This is a genomic window from Haloarcula sp. MBLA0163 (assembly GCF_055632435.1).
On the sequence record NZ_CM145745.1, the window covers coordinates 663409 to 679886 of the forward strand.

Sequence of the window (16478 nt, forward strand, 5' to 3'; positions counted from 1 at the left end):
ACGGCGGCCTAGAGAGCAGCTAACACGGTCGCGAAATCACTCGACGCGGATGGAGCTCCCGAGGTACTTCGAGAGCACCTCGGTGACGTTCTCGGCGTTGAACGCCTCGAGGTCGGCGGCGATGGCCGCTCGCAGGTCGTCCAGATACGCCTCGTCGGTCTGGAGTTCGCTGAACGACGCGGACTCGACCGGGACGCCCAGCGCGTCCTCGGCCTGCCGGCGGAAGTGTCCCTCGTCGGCGAGCTCGCCGCGCCAGAGGTTGTCCCGGAAGAACAGCCACCCGTCCTCGCCGGGTGGGTCCGCCGCCCGGTACAGCACCGTCTCGAAGTGGTCCGGGTCGGCGGCGAGGCCCTCCCCCGGCGCGAGGCGGTAGGTCACGCGGAAGACGTAGCGGGCCGCCGCGTCGTCGGGGTCGGTCACGGCCCTACTCGTAGATGCCGTTCAGCCGGTCGGCCATGTCGATGTCGTTGTCGGTGATGCCCCCCGCGTCGTGGGTGGTCAGTCGGACCTCGACCTCCCCCCAGCGGACGGTCATCTCCGGGTGGTGCCACGCGTCCTCGGCGACGCCCGCCGCGGCCGCGAGGAACCCCGACGCGTCGAGGTAGGCGTCGAACTCGTAGGTGCGGACGATCTCGTCGCCCTCTCGCTCCCAGCCATCGGGGAGGCGCTCGGCGATCTCCGTATCGGACAGCAGGTCTGCCATACCCTACCGGTGACGTGCCAGCCGCAAAACGGTTGGGTCGGTCGCCCCGACGGCGAACGAGCGGCGGTGAGACCGCCTAGTCGTCGGCCAGCTGCTCGAGGACCGCCGGCGGTATCTCCTCGCGCATCCCCTCCGGGATGTCCTCGATGGCCATGTCCTCGAACGCGGCCGGCGGTTCGCCGGTCTCGGGGCCGAACTCGGGGTCGAACAGCTCCAGCGCCGTCTGGATGGTCGTCCAGTCGTCCTCCTCGGCGGCGTCGCGGAGGCTCCGGGTCGGCGCCGCGAGCAGTTGCGAGACGATGGCGTCGGCCATCGCCTCGACGACCTCGCGCTGGTCCTCGTCGAAGTCCGCGCCGGCCATCGCCGTGTTGAGTTCGGCGGCCTTGACCTGTTCGGCGCTCTCGTACATCGCCGAGATGACGCGGTCGGCCCGCTTGCGCTTGTACTGGGTCAGCAGGTGGTCGAACTCCTCGTCGACGAGGCGCTCGACGGCCTCCGCGGCCCGCCGACGCTGCGCGCGGGTCTCCTCGGTGACCGACTCCAGCGCGTCGAGGTCGTAGACGGTGACCCCGGGGACCTCGTCCGCACCGGCCGGGACGTCCCGCGGCTGTGCGATGTCGACGACGTACGTCTCCCCGCTGCCGGCGAACGTCTCGGCGTCGAACACGTGGTCGTTGCTCCCGGTCGCCGTGACGACGATGCGGGCCTCCTCGAGGGCGGCCTCGGCGGCGTCGAGCGCGACGGCGCTGGCGTCCGCGTCGATGGTGTCGGCGACGTGTTCGGCGTGCGGGACGGTCCGGTTGGCGACGATGACGCGGTCGACGCGCGTCGAGAGCGCCTTCGCGGCGAGCTGGCCCATCTCGCCGGCGCCGACGACCAGCGCCGTCTCGCCGTCCAGCGAGCACTCCCGGTCGACCAGCCTGACGGCGGCCGACGCCAGCGAGACGACGCCCTCGTTGATGCGCGTCTCGTCGCGGGCGCGCTCGCCGACGTGGATGGCCTTCGTCACACCGTCCTCCAGCAGGGGGCCGACGCCGCCGACGCCGCGGGCGTCCTCGTAGGCGTCGCGTAACTGGCCCAGAATCTGGTCCTCGCCGAGCACGATGGACTCGAGGCCGGCGGCCACGCGGAGCAGGTGGCGCAGGCTCTCCTCGTGGTCCATCGTGACGACCACGTCGTCGGGGATGTCGCGGGTGAACAGCGAGAGGGCGTCCAGTCCCGTCTCGTGGTCGGGCGCGACCACGTACCCCTCGGTCCGGTTGCACGTCTGGAGGGCGAGCGCCTCCTCGACGCCCGGTCTGGCGAGCAGCGACTCGACGGCGTGGCGCTGGCTGTCCGTCGCTGCCGTCTCCAGTTGGTCGACGCTCGCACGGTCGTGCGAGACGCGTACACCGACGATGACGCCGTTGTCCTGCATCACGTGGTCTCACCCGGGAAATCTCCGATCACGTCTTCAGCTACCTGTCGAGCTTTGGGTCTTCCACTATCTAAAGCCTTCCAAACCGCTCGGTCCCTGACGACGGTGCGGACGGCGTCCCGCCGTTCGGCCGGCGGGACACCCTCCGATTTGAGGGTCTCTCGCAGGTCGCCGGTCAACTCGGCCATCTCGCCCGCGCCGGCGAACTCCGATTCGAACCGCTCGCGGAGGTGCTTCGACAGCGCCGGCGCCCGGCCGCCGGTGGCGACGGCCATCGTCACCGGGTCGTCCCGGACCGTCGCTGGCACGACGACGTTGCCGACGGACTGGGCCCCGTGGTCGTCGGCGCGGTTGACGAGCGCGCCGCGCTCCCGGGCGGCCGACTCGGCGGCCGCGTTCAGGGCCGGGTCGTCCGTCGCGGCGACGACCAACGCGGGGTCCGTTCGCGCCACCCACCCGCGGACCTCGTCGGCGTCGGGCGCGGCCCGAACCAGCTCGGCCCCGCCGAACTCGCGCTCGCCGAACTCGGGGCTCACGACGACGACGGACGCCTCCTCGGCGAACCGGCGGGCTTTCCGCGCGCCGACGGGGCCGCCGCCGACGACGAGCACGGTCTCGCCTTCGAAGTCGTGGAGTAGTGGTATCATCCCTGGTCGGGGGCCGATTCGACGTTCGCCTCGGCTCTGTCCTTAACTCTAATGCCCGTCTTCTTCAATATTCGTGTCGAGAACAGGGTGTCCCAGTCGTCGTCGCCGACGTCCCAGTACTCGGACATCCGGTCGTGGACCTGCTGGATGCGGCGCTCGCTCTCCGCCTCGGTTCGCCCGTGGGTCATCGCGAAGAAGTTGTACGGCCAGACGTCCTCGTGGCGCGGCCGCTCGTAGCAGTGGGTGACGAAGTCGAACTCGGCGATGGCCGGCCCCACCTCGTCGACGACCTCGTCCGGCACGTCCCAGACGGTCATCCCGTTCTCCGAGTAGCCCAGCGCGTAGTGGTTCGGGATGGCGCCGACCCGGCGGACCTTCCCCTCCTGGTCGAACCGCTTGATGGTCTCTATGACCCACTCGGTGTCGGCGTCGATAGCGTCGGCCACGTCGGCGTACGGCGTCTCGGTGATTGGGAGGCCGCCCTGAATCTCCAGTACGAGGTCCAGTTCTTCGGGGGTCAACGACTGCCGGTCGGTGGGTGTCACGTCCGGGCCGGCGTCCGAGCAGTCGACGGCCTGGGTCTGTGGGCCCTCGACCGGGAACTTCGCGCCGACGTGGAACTCCTGCTGTTTGGGGAGGTTGAACGTCGGCTCGCCGGTCTCGGCCTCTATCTCGGCCAGTACGTCCTCGACACGGCTCTCCTCGGCCACCGAGAGGACGAACCACATGTTGAGGTAGGGGTGTTCGCGCTCGTAGTTGTGGGCCACCTCGGGGTGGGCGTTCACCATCTCGGCGTGCTCGTCGTAGGCGTCTTCGGGGGCGTGTGTCGCCACCAGCGTCGCCGTGCCACCGATCTCCTCGGCGTTGATGAGCGCGCCGAAGCGCGTCAGGACGCCCTCCTCGTCGAGTCGATGGACCCGTTCGAGGAGGTCGTCCGCGCTCACGTCCACGCCGTACTCGGCCAGTGCGGCCGCCGCCGGTTCGAACGGCCGCTCGACGACCGGGAACCCGCCCTGAAACGCGTTGAGGATGGCCCTGTCCACCCGCCCGAGGTCTTCGCTCATGCACGAGGGTCGGGACTCTGTGGATAAAAACGGCGCGGGAGCGGTATCGCCCCACACGGGCGGGACTGGCCGGTCAACGGCCCGCTCCGTTCCGCTCGACACAGCGCTTTAGCGCCTCCAGCACGTACTCGTCCCGTGCAGATATCCACCGCTGAACTGGCGGTGCGGTTGCTGGTCTACTGCTTCGTACTGGTGGGTGCGCCGCTCTCGTTCGTCCTCATGTTCCGCCTCATGGACTACGCAGCGAAGGACTCGCTCGTCGAGCAGTTCAGCGGCCGGCGCGCCGGCCCCGACACGGGGCAATTGAACGCCTACTTCGAGCAGGCTGGCGTCGAGGCCCGGACCTGTCGGTTCTGTGGGTCAGCGAACGGTCCGGACTACAGCTACTGCCACAACTGTCAGGAACGGCTGGCTGACTAGTCGCCGCGGACGCCGGTGACCGCGAAGCCGCGGTCCTCGACCGCGTCGAGGATGGCCTCGTGGTCCGCGCTGGCCTCGTAGTAGAAGACGAGGTCGAACGACCCGTCGCGCAGGAGCTGCTGGCACTCCCAGACGAACTCCTCGCCGTCCAGCGTCAGGCCCTGGTGCTGGTTCGACGCGAACTCGGGGTCGTCGCTGCCGGAGTAGACGAACGTGTCGCTCGGGTCCATCCCGTACCCCTCGGCGATGTCGTCGCCGACGTCGATGGTGGCCTGCATCATCTCTATCTCGTCGCTGCCGTCGTACTCCGTGTGGACGACGGCGCCGTTGAGCTGAATCTCGCCGGGCTCCAGCAACTGCTTGGTCCGGCGGTACAGGTCGTCGTCGAGTGCGTCGGCGTCGCTCATACCGTAGGCTGAGTCTGGGGCCGTCTAATGCACTTCGGATTCAGACGGCGTGGCGGCCGCTCTCGCCGCTCCGACACGCTCGTCGCGACGAACGTGTTCGCCTACAGGCGCTTCACGTTCTCCGCACGCGGCCCCTTGTCCGCCTGCACGATGTCGAACTCGACCTCCTGCCCCTCTTCGAGGTCGGGGCCGCCGACGTCCTCCATGTGGAAGAACACGTCCTCCTCGGAGTCCTCCGTCTCGATGAAGCCGTACCCGCCCGTGTCGTTGAAGAAGTCGACTGTGCCTGTCGCCATCGTCACAACCTCTGGAGGTTCTTCGCGCGCGGACCCTTGTCCGCCTGCTCTATCTCGAACTCGACCTCCTGGCCCTCCTCGAGGTCGGGGCCGCCGACGTCCTCCATGTGGAAGAACACGTCCTCGTCCGCGTCGTCTGTCTTGATGAAGCCGTAACCGCCCGTATCGTTGAAGAAGTCTACCGTACCGGTCGCCATTGCGTCCGAACGTAGACGCCGGGGGTATTAAAACTATGCGGCGGTGTCACACGGGCGGTCGGAGCCACAAACGCCTTATCGCTCGGTTGATATGCTTCGGGTGATGCAAGACAGGGTCCGCAGTCTCGGCTACGCCGCCTACGAGCGACTGCTCCGCTGGGAACTGTCCGGGACCCCGAGCCACGTCGCCGTCATCCAGGACGGCAACCGACGCTACGCCCGCGAGCGAGGCGTCGACGCGAACCGAGGCCACAGCGAGGGCGCCGAGACCACCGAGGCGCTGCTGGACTGGTGTGACGAGCTCGACGTCGACGAGGTGACGCTGTACGCCTTCTCGACGGAGAACTTCGACCGCCCGAAGGACCAGCGCGAGCACATCTTCGACCTCGTCGAGCAGAAGCTCCGCACGTTCGCCGACGCCGACCGCGTCCACGACGCCGAGGTGTGTATCCGCGCCATCGGCGAGACGGAGATGCTCCCGGAGCGGGTCCGGGAGGCCATCGACTACGCGGAGGCCAGAACGGCCCAGTACGACCGCCTGAACCTGAACGTCGCGCTGGCCTACGGGGGGCGCGCGGAGCTCCTCGGCGCGGCCCGCGACGTGGCCGAAGCCGTCGAGGCGGGCGAGTTGACGCCCGAGGACGTCGACGTCGACACCGTCGAGGAGCGCCTCTACGAGGGCCCGACGCGGGACGTCGACCTCATCGTGCGCACCGGCGGCGACGAGCGTACCTCGAACTTCCTGCCGTGGCACGCCAACGGCAACGAGGCCGCGACGTTCTTCTGTACGCCCTACTGGCCGGAGTTCCGGAAGATAGACTTCCTCCGGGCCATCCGGACCTACGAGAACCGCGAGGAGTCGTGGCGGACCACCCGCGCGCGCCGGGCGCTGACGCTCGTCCGCGCGGTGGAGAACGCCGAGGTGCCACAGGCCCGCCGGGTGCTGGGTCGGTTCCGCGACGCCCTCCCGAACGGCGAACGGGAGGCCCTCGACGAGGAGTACGAGGCCGCGGACTGAGCGCGGTGACAGGCGGACGCGGGTGTCCGGGACGGGACGCGCCGGCTACCGTTCGGTCACGGAGAGGACGCGACCGGCGGCGACGGTCTGGCCCATGTCCCGCACGGCGAAGCTCCCGAGTTCTGGAATCTCGTCGCTCGGCTCGATGGACAGCGGCTTCTGCGGTCTGACCGTCACGACGGCCGCGTCGCCCGACTCGATGAAGTCGGGGTCGGACTCGAGCGCCTCGCCGGAGGACGGGTCGACCGTCCGGTCCAGCGACTCGACGGTACAGGCGACCTGCGCGGTGTGGGCGTGGAAGACCGGCGTGTACCCCTCGGTGATGACCGACGGGTGCTGCATGACGAATATCTGGGCCTGGAACGTCTCGGCGACGGTCGGCGGGTCCGCCGCGGGGCCACAGACGTCGCCCCGCCGGATGTCGTTCTTGCCGATGCCGCGGACGTTGAACCCGACGTTGTCGCCGGGTTCGGCGAGGTCGACCTCCTCGTGGTGCATCTCGATGGAGCGGACCTCGCCGCTGGCGTCCGAGGGCTGGAACGAGACGTCGTCGCCGGGCCGCAACTGCCCCGTCTCGACCCGGCCGACCGGGACGGTCCCGGCGCCCTCGATGGTGTAGACGTCCTGAATCGGCAGGCGGAGCGGCGCGTCCGTCGGCGGTTCGGGCTCCTGCAGGTCGTTCAGTGCGTCGAGCAGCACCCGGCCGTCGTACCAGTCCATGTTCGCGGACCGCTCGGCGACGTTGTCGCCCTGCAGCGTTGTCGCCCTGCAGGGCCGACATCGGGATGAACGAGGCGTCCGACGTGGGGAACTGGACCTGATCCAGCAACGCCGTGACCTCCTCGACGACCTCCCGGAACCGTGCCTCCCCGTAGTCGACCATGTCCATCTTGTTGACGGCGACGACGAGTTCGCCGATACCTAGCGTGCGGGCGAGGAAGACGTGTTCGCGCGTCTGCGGCTGGACGCCGTCGTCGGCGGCGACGACGAGGACAGCGTTGTCCGCCTGACTCGCCCCGGTGATCATGTTCTTCACGAAGTCCCGGTGGCCCGGACAGTCGACGATGGTGAAGTAGTACGCATCCGTGTCGAACTTCTGGTGGGCGATGTCTATCGTCAGCCCCCGTTCGCGCTCCTCGGCGAGGTTGTCCATGACGTAGGCGAACTCGAAGCCGCCCTTGCCCTTCTCCTCGGCCTCCTCCCGGTACTGCTCGATGACGTGTTCCGGAACGCTCTCGGTCTCGTACAGCAACCGGCCGACCAGCGTGCTCTTTCCGTGGTCGACGTGGCCGATCATGGCCAGATTCTGGTGCGGTTTGTCGGTGGTCATTGGTCCCACCTCGCAGCGTTCGGAGAGTACGACGCGCGTGAGCAAAAAGGCACGCGTCCGTTCGTTCGGTTGACACGCTGCGGTCGGGTCGCCCTACCGACCGAACCGCCGCTGGCGCTCCTGGTAGTCCCGCAGCGCCCGCAGGTAGTCCCGGCGGCGGAAGTTCTGCCAGTTCACGTCGGTGAAGTACAGTTCGGAGTAGACCGACTGCCATATCATGAAGTCGGAGAGCCGCTCGGCACCCGTCTTGATGACGAGGTCCGGGTCCGTCGGGAAGACGAGGTGGTCCTCGACGGCGGCCTCGTCGATGTCCTCGGGGGCCAGCGTGCCGGCCTCGACGTCCTCGGCGAGCTTCTGGACCGCCGTGGCGAACTCCGACTGGCCGCCGAGACCGATGGATATCTGTATCGGCGCGTCGGCAGCCGTCTCGTCGTCCGGCCCGCGGACGGCGACCGGTTTCGGCGTGCGAAGATCGGCCAGTTCCCGCCGGATCGTCGGCACTACGTCCTCGTCGAGGACGCTCACGTACACCACGAGCGTCGTCGCTTCGTACTGGACCGCCCAGTCGAAGAACCGCTCCAGCGTTGTGTACGCGCCCTCTGTCAGCAGGTCCCGCTCGGTGATGACCAGCGCCACCGTCTCCGGCAGGGCCGCGTCGCTCATCCGGAGGCGCGCGGCGAGATACCTATCGTAGACACCCACACCGACGGGTACAGTCACAGTTCGCCTAAAGTTCACGGTCCGGGGCCGGCGACCGAGCGTGCTCGCAACGTACTGACGGATAGCCCGCAAGTTCGGAAAGGGTAAGTGGCTCTCGGGGATACCGGCGGGACGTGACTTCGACAGTCAGACGCGCCGGGGCGTTCGCCGCGGTCGGCACGCTGGCCTTCGTCGTGCCGGTCGCGACCCGCATCCAGTCCCCGGCCCTCGCGACTGTCGCCGCGACGGCCCCGTTCTTGCTGGTCGCGGTCCTCGCCATCACCGTCCTCGAACAGGGGACGGTGCTGTTCGAGTTGTTCGCCCGGCCGGGCGACTACGAGGACGGCAAGCTGTACGGCCTCGCGGCCTTCGCGCTCGCCGCCGCCGGCCTCGCCCTGCTCGCGGTCCAGTTCGAACTCCCCGTCTGGGTGTTCGTCGGCACCGTCGTGCTCGTCGCCTACGGCAACCTCGGCCAGCGACTGGCCGCCCGAGTTCGGACGGACGAAGTCGTCGCCTCGGCCGGGTTCGTCGTCAGCGGGTTCGCCACCGGCGTCGCCGCGCAGGTCGGCGCCGCACGGATACAGGGCGCGACGGTGGCGTTCCCGGACACGCTGTTCCTCGCCGCCAGCGGCGCTCTCGTCGCCGCGTTGCTCAGGTCGGTGCTGTTCGAGCGCGACGACCCGCTGGTGATGCTCTCGGTGGGCTTGCTGCTGTGGCTGTTCTTCGAACTCGACCCGTCGGTGGCCTCCCAGCGGGTGTTCGTCGCGCTCGGCATCTCCGCCGTCCTCGGCTACGTCGCCTACGCGCTGGACACGGCCTCGCTACCGGGGATGCTCACCGGCGTCCTCCTGTCGCTGTTGACCATCGTGCTCGGTGGGTACGGCTGGTTCGCCATGCTCATCACCTTCTTCGGCCTCGGCGGCCTCTCGACGAAGTACCGCTACGAGGAGAAGCAGGACCGCGGCATCGCCGAGGAGAACGAGGGGGCCCGCGGGAGCGGGAACGTCCTCGCGAACTCCATCGTCGCGCTGGTCGCCGTCCTCGCGTGGGCGGCGAGTCCGAGCCACATCGCCGTCGACCCGGACCTGTTCCTCTACGCGTTCGCCGGCGCCGTCGCCGCCGCCATGACCGACACCTTCTCCAGCGAGTTCGGCGGCCTCTACGACAACCCCCGACTCATCACCACGTTCCAGCGCGTCGAACCCGGCACCGACGGTGGCGTCACCTGGCAGGGCGTCGTCGCCGGCCTGGTCGGGTCGGGCATCATCGCCGGCATCGCCGCCGCCACCATCGGCGCGGTCGGGTCGGTGGGCGCGACGGTGATCCTCGCCTGTGGGTTCGTCGGCATGACCGTCGACAGCCTCCTCGGCGCGACCGTCGAGGGCTCCCTCGTCGGGAACCAGGGCGTCAACGCGCTGGCGACGCTCGCTGCGGCGCTCACCGGCGTCGCCGTCGCCGTGGGCCTCGCGCTGGTATGATCCGCCCAGCCACGGAGGCGGACCGTGACCGCCTCGAGGCCGTCCAGTCGGCCGCACTCGACCACCCGTGGCCGGGGCTCCTCGACGTCGCCATCGACGGGCCGCCGGTGGTGCTCGTCCTCGACGAGAACGGCCCGATAGCGTACGCGCTGGTCGTCCCCGACCACCCCGTCGCCTACCTCGCGGAGTTCGCCGTCGCGCCACCGCTGCAGGGACAGGGCTACGGGACGCGACTGATGGACGGGCTGCTCGACAGGCTCCGCTCGGAGGGGTTCGAGACGCTCAGACTCACCGCCCGGGCCGACGACGAGCGAGTCAGGTCGTTCTACGACGGGTTCGGCTTCGAGCTCGTCGACCACCTCCCGGACCACTACGACGACGGCGACGGGGTCCTGCTGGCGCTCGCGCTCTAGCCGACGGTCCGGACCTGCACGCTCGTCGGCTGCTTGACGTACTCCCCGTCGCCGGTGGCGACCACGACGTCGACGCCGCGCTGGGCGGCGACGTCGAGCACCTTCTGCGAGCAGGTGTCGTCGAGGACTATCGTCCGCGGCGTCCCCTCGCAGCCGTCGACCAGCGAGACGACGTCCGCGGCGTCCCCCTCCGCGAGGACGGTCAGGTCCTCGTCGAGCAGTCGGACGGTCCCGCTCCCGCTCCGGATGACCGCGTCGACGTGGTCCGAGAGCCTGCTCGGCTCCGTCTCGTCCGTCTCGTCCGCTCCCGCGGTGGACGCGGTCTCCCGTGCTGCCGTCCCGTCGGCGGCCTCCTCTCCCGCCGACGACGGTGCCGCGGGGTCGGGACCGTCGACCGCCGCTGGCGGCGTCGTCTCGCGGTCGTCCGTGCCAGCCTGTGCCCCGTCGACGGTCCCCGCCCCGTCGGCGCTGGTCTCGACGGCGTCGAGCGCGGCCGCCGGCGACTCCGCGTCGGCGACGGACTCGTAGGGCACCTTGTCGCGGAGCGCCTTCATCGCGTCGGCGCGCGAGAGGTCCTCGACCGACCGGCCCCGGGGTGCGACGGCCACGTAGTCGACGTCGCCGACCTGTGCCAGCTCCTTCAGGATGAGGTCGCCGCCCCTGTCCCCGTCGAGGAAGGCGGTCACGGTCCGCTCGCTCGTCAACTCGGCGACGGCATCGGGGACGTCGGTCCCTTCGACGGCGATGGCGTTCTTCACGCCGTACTTCAGCAGCTGCAGGACGTCAGCGCGTCCCTCGACGACGACGATGGCGTCGGAGTCGGCCACCCGCGGGCCGGCGGGGAGCCCCTCGTACTCCGTGATGTCCTCGACGCGGGCCCGCTGTCGGACCGTCTCGACGATGTCCTCGGTCTGGACGGACTGTTCCTCGAAGTCGGCCAGCAGCTCCGTCGCCCGGTCGACCACCTCGCGGCGTTTGGCGCTCCGGACGTCCTCGATCTCCGAGACGGCGATCTCGGCCCGGCAGGGCCCTATCTGCTCGATGGTCTCCAGCGCCGCGGCGAGGATGGCCGTCTCGACCTTGTCGAGGCCGCTCGCGACCGTTATCTGGCCGAACGACTGCCCGCTCTCGGAGCGTATCTGCACGTCGATGCGACCGACCTTCTTCGAGTCCTGCAGGTCCCGCAGGTCCAGTTCCTCGCCGAGCAACCCCTCCGTCTGTCCGAACACCGCGCCGACGACGTCGCTCCGCTCGACGACGCCGGCGGCGGTGATGTCCGCGTGTATCAGATATTTCGCTGTGTCGTGCATTATCCCGGACTCCCGGCCCGTCGCAGAGACCGTCGACAGACCGTTGTCACTATCCTTACGTTGGCGACGACGCTCCAAATAAGCTTGGCGTCGGCGGTCTGTCTGGTGGTTAGTCCCACGCAGTGACGGCGGTCACCGCGCCAGTACGCCCTCTAGGACGTCGATACCGTTCTCCATCGAGGCTGTCGGGTCCGCGGGGTCGTCGTGTTCGAAGACCAACCACTCGGTCCCGGCGTCGCGGGCGGCCTCGACGACCCCTGGCAGGTCGACGACGCCCGCGCCGAGTTCGGTGGGTTCCCCCGCGGCGGTCACGTCCTTGACGTGGACGACCGGCACGCGGCCGGCGAGCTCCGAGAGGAGCGCCGCCGGGTCGCGGCCGGCCGCCTCCGCCCACCCCACGTCGAGTTCGAACCCGACGGCCGTCTCCGCGGCGAGGCGGTCGAACGCCGTCTCGGTCCCCACGGGGACGAACTCGTGGTCGTGGTTGTGGTAGAGGAGCGGTCTGTCGAACTGGGCCGCGAGGTCGTCCAGCATCGCGGCGGTCTCGGCCACCGTCGCCGCGTCGGCGAAGTGGTCCGTGTCGAGATACGGGACGACGACGTACGGGACGCCGAGCGTGTCGAGTTCGGCGGCGACGCCGGCCGGGTCCGCCCTGAGTTCGTCGGCGCCGACGTGAGCGCCGGCCGCCACCAGTCCCACCTCGTCCATCGCTCGGGCGGTCTCCGGCGGGTCCTCGATACCGGCGAACTCGACGCCGTCGTATCCGGCGGCGGCGACCCGGTCGAGTAGCGCCGGCGTCGAGGCGTCGAGGTTCCGGAGCGTCCACAACTGGACTGCCGTGTGCATACCTCCCTCTGGCGGCGCGACTGTCATATAACCGGCCCCACAATACGGTCCCATGGGATTCAGCGAAGCGAGCATCGACCCGGCACGGTTCCTCGAGGACGTGGAGATGCGCGTCGGCGAAGTCGTCGACGTGGCGGACTTCCCCGAGGCGCGAAAGGACGTCTACAAACTCGAGGTGGACTTCGGCGAGGAGACCCTGCAGTCGGCGGCGGGCCTCACCGACTGCTACGACCACGAGGACCTGCTGGGCGCACAGGTCGTCGCCGTCGTCAACCTCGGGACCGTTTCCATCGCCGGGTTCGAGAGCGAGTGTCTGGTCACCGGCGTCGACGGCGACGACGGCGTGGTCCACCTGACGACCGAGCGCGACGTCGACCCGGGGACCCGCGTGTACTGAAGAGAGAAATTCTTCATAACTTCGCTGTGAAGGTTCGATACCCATTAGTATCGCCAGTGTCTACCGTTCGTCAATATGAGCGTCGTGCGAACCGTCGGCTGGACAGTCGTCGCCGTCGTCCTGATGGCGCTGGCCGTCCCGTGGTTCCTCTGGGACAGTGCGGGTGTCGCGTTCGGTCTGCCGGTGTGGCTCTGGTGGCACGTGGGCTGGATGGTGCTGGCGAGCGTCGTCTTCGCCGTCTTCGCCAGGACCGACTGGGGCCTCGGCGTCGAGGGGGTGCACTGAGATGGCCGACACCGCACTCCAGCTGGGTATCGTCGGCGCGTACATGGTCGTCGCGCTGGCGGTGGGCGTCGTCGCCTATCGCCTGACCGACCGGAGCGCCGAGGACTACTACCTCGCGAGTCGGACGCTGGGGACCGTCGTCCTCCTCTTTACGACGTTCGCGACCCTGCTCTCGGCCTTCACCTTCTTCGGTGGGCCGAACCTCGCCTTCGCCGCCGGCCCCGAGTGGATTCTGGTGATGGGGCTGATGGACGGCATCATCTTCGCCGTCCTCTGGTACGTGCTGGGGTACAAGCAGTGGCTGGTCGGCAAGCGCCACGGCTACGTCACGCTGGGGGAGATGCTGGGCGACCGGTTCGGTTCGACGCCGCTCCGGGTCCTCGTCGCCGGCGTCAGCCTCGTCTGGCTGTTCCCGTACGTGATGCTCCAGCAGAAGGGCGCCGGGCAGGCCATCGTCGGCCTGACCGAGGGCGCGGTGCCGTTCTGGGTCGGCGCGGGCGGCATCACGCTGTTCATGATCGCCTACGTCGCCGTCTCCGGGATGCGCGGCGTCGCGTGGACGGACACCTTGCAGGGCCTGTTCATGCTCTCGCTGGTCTGGGTCGCCGTCGCGTGGATTCTGACCGCCGTCGGCGGCGCGGGCGAGGCCACCGCGGCCCTCGCCGAGACGAACCCCGAGTTCCTCGCGCTGGGCGGCGGGCTCTACTCCCCGCAGTGGATGCTCTCGACGGCCATCAGCATCGCCTTCGGCGTGACGATGTTTCCCCAGATAAACCAGCGGTTCTTCGCCGCCGGGTCGAAGACGGTGCTGAAGCGGACGTTCGCGCTGTGGCCCGTCCTCGTCCTCCTGCTGTTCGTCCCGGCGTTCATGCTCGGCGCGTGGGCCGCCGGCCTCGGCGTGACGGTGCCGGAGGGGAGCAACGTCGTCCCGGCGCTGCTGGCCCAGTACACGCCGACGTGGTTCGCGGCGCTGGTCATCGCCGGCGCGATGGCCGCGATGATGTCATCCAGCGACTCGATGCTCCTCTCGGGGTCCTCGTACCTCACACGGGACGTCTACCGCCCGCTGAAGCGCGTCTTCGGCGCGGGCGAGGCGGCCGCCGAGGACGCCCGCGAGGCGCTCGTCGCCCGCCTCGGCGTCGTCGTCTTCGCGACGCTGTCGTTCGTCGCCAGCCTCTACACGCCGGGGACGCTCGTCCAGATAGGCGACACCGCCTTCAGCGGGTTCGCCCAGCTGACGGTGCCCGTCGCGCTGGCGCTGTACTGGCAGGGCACCACCCGCTACGGGATGTACGCCGGCATCGGCGGGACGCAGGTGTTCTACGTCCTGCACGTCTTCCCCGTCGTCGAGACGCTCGCCGGCCTCGTCGGCGCCACCGTCGCGCTCCCGACCGCGTACATGGGCTGGACGCCCGGCGTCGTCGGTATCCTGCTCGGACTGGTCCTGACGGTCGGCGTCTCGCTGGTCACCTCGACCGCGCCGGAGGAGGACCCGGCGGTCTACCGGGTCGACGGCGTCGACGCGGACTGACGCCCGGCGACTCCGCGTGTGCCGACCGGGCGCACGACCGGGCGACCGTTATCAGTCGATGCGGCCAACGCCGGGTGCATGACGCTGGAACAGTCGCAAGCGCCCGATTTCACACTCCAGAGTACCAGTGGCGAAGCGGTCTCACTCTCGGACCACCTCGGCGACGGCCCGGCGGTCGTCCTCGTCAACCGCGGCCACTGGTGCAGTTTCTGCGCCGAACAGCTCCAGACGTTCAGCGAGGTCTCCTACGACCTCTGGTTCAACGACGGCGTCGACATCCTGCCGGTCGTCACCGACCCCATCGGTCCCGTGACGGAGATGCGGGACCGCTACGACCTCGACATCCAACTGCTCGCCGACCCCGACGGCGAGGTCGCGGAGCAGTACAGCGGCACCGAGGAGACCAGTCACGGTCTCACCGGCATCGCCGCCACCTACGTCGTCGACGAGTCGGGGACGGTCCGGTACGAGCAGGTCGCCGACCACCCCGGCGACCGGACCTACGGCAACTGGGTGCGGTACTTCATCCGGAACGGCTACGAGGACCCGTTCGGCGAGTGAGGTGGAGGCCGCCGTGGCCGAGACGTGAACCTACAAGGGCGTCCGGGCCGACGCTCCGACATGGACGTTTCAGAGAACGTCGGCGGCCGCGACAGACTCGCCCGTGCAGCCCTCGCAGTGGTCCTCACCATCGCCGCGATCCGCTCGTTCCGGAACGGCAAGCGCATGCGGGGCCTGCTGGCCGGTGCCGGTGCGCTCGTCTTCGGCTTCAACGCGAGCACGAAGTACTGCGGCGTCAACGACGTCCTCGACATCGACACGTCGGTCGGCGTCGCCGAGGACGAGGCCGACGACGACACGGCAGTGGTATCGACCGACGACGAGACGACCGACTCGGCGACGGAGAGCGCGACCGCCGGCGCGTCGCTGACCTGTGCCGCCTGCGGCGAACCCATCGTCGTCGGCGAGTCCCGAAGCCCGAACGAGGACGGCGAGACGGTCCACGACGCCTGTAAGTAACTGGTCGGACGCCCCGTCGCCGACGCGGCGGGACTCTGCAGGTTTTTATAACCGTCCGTGACGGGAGTTGGGGTATGCAGACCCACATCGTCCCGGTCGGCTTCGACTACGACCGGCTCATCGCGCCACTGGTGCGCGAGCAACTCGACGTGGACCGCGTCATCCTGCTGGAGGGCGCCGTCGGCTCCGAGGCCAACGTCGAGTACTCGCGCAACCTCGCCGAGAAGCTGGAGAAAGACTACAGCAACCTGCTGGGCGCCGAGACGGAACGGGTCGTCGTCGCCGACGTCTACGACTACGACGAGGCCTTCGAGCAGGCGTTCGAACTCATCAACGCCGAACTCGACGCCGGGGGCGAGGTGTGGGTCAACGTCTCCGCGATGCCCCGGACCGTCTCCTTCGCCTTCGCCACCGCCGCCCACTCCATCATGGTCGAACGCGAGGGCGACCGGGACCGCATCCACACCTACTACACCGTCCCCGAGAAGTACCTGGAGACGGAGCTCGCCGAGGAACTGCGCCGGCAGGTCGACCTCCTGCAGGACCTCCGCGAAGGCGAAGGCGTCGACGACCGGGTCGACGAGCGACTGGCCTCCGCGCTGGACCTCTTAGACGAGTTCGACGAGCGCGGCACCACCATCGGCGCCAAGGAGATAGACGGCTCGCACATCGTCGAACTCCCGGTCGCGTCGTTCTCGAACGTCAAGCCCTTCGAGGAGGTCATCCTCTTCACGCTGGGCGAACACGGCGAGTTCGAGTCCGTCTCCGAACTGGCCCAGGAACTGGCCCGCGATTTGGGCGAGGAGTACACCGACTCGTTCCGCTCGAAGGTCATCTACAACGTCGACCGACTCGGCCCCGGCGGCAAGGGATACATCGAGCAGGAGGAACACGGGAAGTCCTACCGCACCCGCCTCTCCCGCATCGGCGACCTGTGGGTCCGCGCGCACTCGGCCGACGAGCGTCCGCACGAACTGCCATAGGGACCGCGACGACCGTG

At 69.2% G+C, this 16478-nt stretch carries 21 protein-coding genes and 1 pseudogene; 10 read left to right on the plus strand and 12 right to left on the minus strand.

The features are described from left to right. Positions 1-36: 36 nt before the first annotated feature. The 5 genes from lwrS to ahbB form a co-directional block, all read right to left on the minus strand. Positions 37-420 (minus strand): LWR-salt protein, encoded by a 384-nt coding sequence (gene lwrS / locus ACV7GQ_RS03410; RefSeq protein WP_470312154.1) that lies wholly within the window; start codon positions 418-420, stop codon positions 37-39. A 4-nt stretch (positions 421-424) separates the two neighbouring features. Further along, a complete protein-coding gene (locus tag ACV7GQ_RS03415; protein ID WP_470312155.1) occupies positions 425-703 on the minus strand; it encodes a 4a-hydroxytetrahydrobiopterin dehydratase in 279 nt (92 codons plus the stop codon). A gap of 76 nt (positions 704-779) precedes the next feature. Then, positions 780-2120, minus strand: coding sequence for a glutamyl-tRNA reductase (hemA, locus tag ACV7GQ_RS03420; protein ID WP_470312156.1), 1341 nt, complete (start codon positions 2118-2120; stop codon positions 780-782). Next, entirely contained in the window at positions 2120-2767 is a 648-nt protein-coding gene (locus ACV7GQ_RS03425) for a precorrin-2 dehydrogenase/sirohydrochlorin ferrochelatase family protein (protein ID WP_470312157.1), read from the minus strand. The genes hemA and ACV7GQ_RS03425 overlap by 1 nt, the downstream gene beginning before the upstream one ends. Next, complete coding sequence (ahbB, locus tag ACV7GQ_RS03430; protein ID WP_470312158.1) at positions 2764-3831, minus strand: siroheme decarboxylase subunit beta; 1068 nt, start codon at positions 3829-3831, stop codon at positions 2764-2766. The genes ACV7GQ_RS03425 and ahbB overlap by 4 nt, the downstream gene beginning before the upstream one ends. Before the next feature lie 135 nt (positions 3832-3966). Between ahbB and ACV7GQ_RS03435 the strand changes: the two genes are divergently transcribed. Next, a complete protein-coding gene (locus ACV7GQ_RS03435) occupies positions 3967-4251 on the plus strand; it encodes a DUF7577 domain-containing protein (RefSeq protein WP_470312159.1) in 285 nt (94 codons plus the stop codon). Here ACV7GQ_RS03435 and ACV7GQ_RS03440 read toward each other — a convergent pair. The 3 genes from ACV7GQ_RS03440 to ACV7GQ_RS03450 all read right to left on the minus strand — a co-directional run bounded on the left by ACV7GQ_RS03440 (position 4248) and on the right by ACV7GQ_RS03450 (position 5151). Next, positions 4248-4658 (minus strand): DUF5778 family protein, encoded by a 411-nt coding sequence (locus tag ACV7GQ_RS03440; protein ID WP_470312160.1) that lies wholly within the window; start codon positions 4656-4658, stop codon positions 4248-4250. The genes ACV7GQ_RS03435 and ACV7GQ_RS03440 overlap by 4 nt on opposite strands. Positions 4659-4759: 101 nt before the next feature. Continuing rightward, positions 4760-4954, minus strand: a complete 195-nt coding sequence (locus ACV7GQ_RS03445) for a cold-shock protein (protein WP_470312161.1) — start codon at positions 4952-4954, stop codon at positions 4760-4762. Positions 4955-4956: 2 nt separating this feature from the next. Continuing rightward, the gene (locus ACV7GQ_RS03450) at positions 4957-5151 is read right to left on the minus strand and encodes a cold-shock protein (RefSeq protein WP_220618946.1); all 195 of its coding nucleotides are present in this window, start codon (positions 5149-5151) and stop codon (positions 4957-4959) included. 103 nt (positions 5152-5254) lie between these two features. Here ACV7GQ_RS03450 and uppS point away from each other — a divergent pair, with 103 nt between their 5' ends. Beyond that, positions 5255-6169 (plus strand): polyprenyl diphosphate synthase, encoded by a 915-nt coding sequence (uppS, locus tag ACV7GQ_RS03455; RefSeq protein WP_470312162.1) that lies wholly within the window; start codon positions 5255-5257, stop codon positions 6167-6169. A gap of 45 nt (positions 6170-6214) precedes the next feature. Here uppS and tuf read toward each other — a convergent pair. Further along, positions 6215-7499 (minus strand): annotated as a pseudogene (gene tuf, locus ACV7GQ_RS03460) (translation elongation factor EF-1 subunit alpha). Between the two features lie 93 nt (positions 7500-7592). Continuing rightward, entirely contained in the window at positions 7593-8201 is a 609-nt protein-coding gene (locus ACV7GQ_RS03465; RefSeq protein WP_470312163.1) for an undecaprenyl diphosphate synthase family protein, read from the minus strand. A 131-nt stretch (positions 8202-8332) separates the two neighbouring features. On the opposite strand from ACV7GQ_RS03465, the gene ACV7GQ_RS03470 reads away from it, so the two are divergent. Continuing rightward, positions 8333-9676 (plus strand): DUF92 domain-containing protein, encoded by a 1344-nt coding sequence (locus ACV7GQ_RS03470; RefSeq protein WP_470312164.1) that lies wholly within the window; start codon positions 8333-8335, stop codon positions 9674-9676. After that, positions 9673-10089, plus strand: a complete 417-nt coding sequence (locus ACV7GQ_RS03475; RefSeq protein ID WP_470312165.1) for a GNAT family N-acetyltransferase — start codon at positions 9673-9675, stop codon at positions 10087-10089. The genes ACV7GQ_RS03470 and ACV7GQ_RS03475 overlap by 4 nt, the downstream gene beginning before the upstream one ends. Here ACV7GQ_RS03475 and dnaG read toward each other — a convergent pair. After that, on the minus strand, positions 10086-11399 hold the full coding sequence (gene dnaG / locus ACV7GQ_RS03480; RefSeq protein WP_470312166.1) for a DNA primase DnaG: 1314 nt from the start codon (positions 11397-11399) through the stop codon (positions 10086-10088). The two genes, ACV7GQ_RS03475 and dnaG, sit on opposite strands and share 4 nt — an antisense overlap. A gap of 132 nt (positions 11400-11531) precedes the next feature. Then, positions 11532-12245 carry a sugar phosphate isomerase/epimerase family protein gene (locus ACV7GQ_RS03485; protein ID WP_470312167.1) on the minus strand — a complete coding sequence of 238 codons (714 nt, stop codon included), beginning with the start codon at positions 12243-12245 and terminating at the stop codon, positions 11532-11534. Positions 12246-12297: 52 nt separating this feature from the next. On the opposite strand from ACV7GQ_RS03485, the gene ACV7GQ_RS03490 reads away from it, so the two are divergent. The 6 genes from ACV7GQ_RS03490 to ACV7GQ_RS03515 all read left to right on the plus strand — a co-directional run bounded on the left by ACV7GQ_RS03490 (position 12298) and on the right by ACV7GQ_RS03515 (position 16461). Next, on the plus strand, positions 12298-12642 hold the full coding sequence (locus ACV7GQ_RS03490; protein ID WP_470312168.1) for a tRNA-binding protein: 345 nt from the start codon (positions 12298-12300) through the stop codon (positions 12640-12642). Between the two features lie 75 nt (positions 12643-12717). After that, positions 12718-12927: a DUF3311 domain-containing protein gene (locus tag ACV7GQ_RS03495; RefSeq protein WP_470312169.1), complete on the plus strand. Its 210-nt coding sequence runs from the start codon at positions 12718-12720 to the stop codon at positions 12925-12927. A 1-nt stretch (position 12928) separates the two neighbouring features. Further along, positions 12929-14458, plus strand: coding sequence for a sodium:solute symporter family protein (locus ACV7GQ_RS03500; protein WP_470312170.1), 1530 nt, complete (start codon positions 12929-12931; stop codon positions 14456-14458). A gap of 78 nt (positions 14459-14536) precedes the next feature. After that, positions 14537-15019 (plus strand): peroxiredoxin family protein, encoded by a 483-nt coding sequence (locus tag ACV7GQ_RS03505; RefSeq protein ID WP_470312171.1) that lies wholly within the window; start codon positions 14537-14539, stop codon positions 15017-15019. 60 nt (positions 15020-15079) lie between these two features. Then, positions 15080-15478: a YgaP family membrane protein gene (locus ACV7GQ_RS03510; protein WP_470312172.1), complete on the plus strand. Its 399-nt coding sequence runs from the start codon at positions 15080-15082 to the stop codon at positions 15476-15478. Positions 15479-15552: 74 nt separating this feature from the next. Next, the gene (locus ACV7GQ_RS03515; RefSeq protein WP_470312173.1) at positions 15553-16461 is read left to right on the plus strand and encodes an HFX_2341 family transcriptional regulator; all 909 of its coding nucleotides are present in this window, start codon (positions 15553-15555) and stop codon (positions 16459-16461) included. Positions 16462-16478 lie beyond the last annotated feature (17 nt).

What these genes read in the sequence shown, in the direction of transcription:
- hemA (WP_470312156.1), bottom strand. Translation starts at nt 2,120, where the DNA reads ATGCAGGACAACGGCGTCATCGTCGGTGTACGCGTCTCGCACGACCGT.
- ACV7GQ_RS03515 (WP_470312173.1), top strand. Translation starts at nt 15,553, where the DNA reads ATGCAGACCCACATCGTCCCGGTCGGCTTCGACTACGACCGGCTCATC.
- ACV7GQ_RS03500 (WP_470312170.1), top strand. Translation starts at nt 12,929, where the DNA reads ATGGCCGACACCGCACTCCAGCTGGGTATCGTCGGCGCGTACATGGTC.
- ACV7GQ_RS03425 (WP_470312157.1), bottom strand. Translation starts at nt 2,767, where the DNA reads ATGATACCACTACTCCACGACTTCGAAGGCGAGACCGTGCTCGTCGTC.
- ACV7GQ_RS03490 (WP_470312168.1), top strand. Translation starts at nt 12,298, where the DNA reads ATGGGATTCAGCGAAGCGAGCATCGACCCGGCACGGTTCCTCGAGGAC.
- ACV7GQ_RS03450 (WP_220618946.1), bottom strand. Translation starts at nt 5,151, where the DNA reads ATGGCGACCGGTACGGTAGACTTCTTCAACGATACGGGCGGTTACGGC.
- ACV7GQ_RS03415 (WP_470312155.1), bottom strand. Translation starts at nt 703, where the DNA reads ATGGCAGACCTGCTGTCCGATACGGAGATCGCCGAGCGCCTCCCCGAT.
- dnaG (WP_470312166.1), bottom strand. Translation starts at nt 11,399, where the DNA reads ATGCACGACACAGCGAAATATCTGATACACGCGGACATCACCGCCGCC.
- ACV7GQ_RS03445 (WP_470312161.1), bottom strand. Translation starts at nt 4,954, where the DNA reads ATGGCGACAGGCACAGTCGACTTCTTCAACGACACGGGCGGGTACGGC.
- ACV7GQ_RS03485 (WP_470312167.1), bottom strand. Translation starts at nt 12,245, where the DNA reads ATGCACACGGCAGTCCAGTTGTGGACGCTCCGGAACCTCGACGCCTCG.
- ACV7GQ_RS03440 (WP_470312160.1), bottom strand. Translation starts at nt 4,658, where the DNA reads ATGAGCGACGCCGACGCACTCGACGACGACCTGTACCGCCGGACCAAG.
- uppS (WP_470312162.1), top strand. Translation starts at nt 5,255, where the DNA reads ATGCAAGACAGGGTCCGCAGTCTCGGCTACGCCGCCTACGAGCGACTG.
- ACV7GQ_RS03495 (WP_470312169.1), top strand. Translation starts at nt 12,718, where the DNA reads ATGAGCGTCGTGCGAACCGTCGGCTGGACAGTCGTCGCCGTCGTCCTG.
- ACV7GQ_RS03510 (WP_470312172.1), top strand. Translation starts at nt 15,080, where the DNA reads ATGGACGTTTCAGAGAACGTCGGCGGCCGCGACAGACTCGCCCGTGCA.
- ahbB (WP_470312158.1), bottom strand. Translation starts at nt 3,831, where the DNA reads ATGAGCGAAGACCTCGGGCGGGTGGACAGGGCCATCCTCAACGCGTTT.
- ACV7GQ_RS03475 (WP_470312165.1), top strand. Translation starts at nt 9,673, where the DNA reads ATGATCCGCCCAGCCACGGAGGCGGACCGTGACCGCCTCGAGGCCGTC.
- ACV7GQ_RS03505 (WP_470312171.1), top strand. Translation starts at nt 14,537, where the DNA reads ATGACGCTGGAACAGTCGCAAGCGCCCGATTTCACACTCCAGAGTACC.